Source organism: Leptotrichia sp. (assembly GCF_057270615.1).
This window is the reverse complement of the sequence record NZ_DBHIXN010000139.1, coordinates 1-1,434: the sequence shown is the minus strand read 5'-3', so window position 1 is coordinate 1,434 and position 1,434 is coordinate 1. Positions and strand designations below refer to the sequence as shown.

Sequence of the window (1,434 nt, the reverse complement as noted above, 5' to 3'; positions counted from 1 at the left end):
AATTTAATGCTACAAGGCAAAAGGGAACAAATAATTATCATTCGAAATTTAAAGGTTATGAAGTTGCAAAAAAAATATTCAATAGATTGAAACCAACTAATATAAAATTTTTTAAATCGAGCATAGCAGAAGGATTTTCAGGAAAAATAAAGATAAATGGTAAAGAAATAAAAATTGCAGTTAGAAGTAGTTATAGCAGTTTAAAAACTCCAACTATCGATATCTGGGTAAGTAAAAGTAAACATATTGAAATTAGGTTTTAGAGGTGATTTATGGGACGACTTATAAAAAAAGGAGAAGCGTTTGAATGGATTGAATATGAAACTGGCGAGGAATTAGTACCATTTTATTCTTTTGAGTATAAAGGAAATGTTTCTCAAATATATTTGAAAGAAAATAATGATAATTTGGATGTGATTTTTAATTTTATTGATATTAAAGAAAATATAGAATATCTTACTGAAAAAGTAGTTTTTTCATTTTGTAAAAATGATATTTTAGGAATTAGAAAAATGGATTTATTTATGTCGTTAGATAATTTAATAAATATTAAAGAAATTGAAAAAATATCTTTAATTTATAAATTTAAAAATCCAATTTATATTGGTTGGTATTTAAAAAATTATAAAAATTCAGATATTCTAGTTTTTATAGACTCGAGCAGTAAATATGAAATAGTTTTGAGAAAAAATACAAAGCCATTAATAGGAAAAACAAATGTTATTCAAAAAGAAATGGAAAATAATTTGAAAAAAGTACTTTTAGATTTGTATAAGCGAAAAAAAGATTTAAAAATAAAGAAAGAACATACTATGGAATTAACAAATGAGAAAATTACAGAAAAAATAAATTCTGTTTTAGAATTAAAAAGAAATATTACTTGTTGCCATATAGAAGATATTGAAAATTTAAAAATAAAAATAGAAGTTGATAAAAAATATTATTTTATTATCAAATATGATAAAGATAAAATAAACAATTTTCAATATATACATAAAAAATACGCAAATACAGAAGATTTTTTTGATATAGCACAAAATAAAGAAAATTTTTATTTTGTTGAAACTCAAAATTCAAAATTTTGCAAATATTCTGATTATGACAATTTAGGCATTGATAGTTCTGATGATTGGAATTCACATAAATATATTTTTTCGAATATCATATTAGAAGTATTGATTGAAGAGGAATATTATCCAGAGGTTTTTATTCAAGAGATTAAATTTTTATAAATAACTTTTTTAAAAAATTAAAAGATGGGAATCTCAGTAAATTCAGCCTCTGGAACAATCGGCGATATGAATTTAAAAGGTTCGTCATTCATTGCTCAAGACACGACAGGGCTAGCAATCACAGGAAATGTGAACGCTGAATCAGTCGTAAACAGTTATGAAAATGAATCAAAAAGCACAAGCAAAGGTTTCATGTCATCAA

Annotated in this window: 2 protein-coding genes; both read left to right on the top strand. The window is 23.2% G+C overall.

Annotated elements, in window-relative coordinates:
• Positions 1 to 263 (top strand): hypothetical protein (locus tag ACO409_RS10950; protein WP_485557193.1); only part of this gene is annotated, 263 nt, incomplete at its 5' end.
• A gap of 9 nt (positions 264 to 272) precedes the next feature.
• Positions 273 to 1,232 (top strand): hypothetical protein, encoded by a 960-nt coding sequence (locus tag ACO409_RS10945; protein WP_178936971.1) that lies wholly within the window; start codon positions 273 to 275, stop codon positions 1,230 to 1,232.
• Positions 1,233 to 1,434: the final 202 nt, after the last annotated feature.

Bases quoted from the DNA above. Each gene is read 5' to 3' on its own strand.
- ACO409_RS10945 (WP_178936971.1), top strand. From the start codon at position 273: ATGGGACGACTTATAAAAAAAGGAGAAGCGTTTGAATGGATTGAATAT.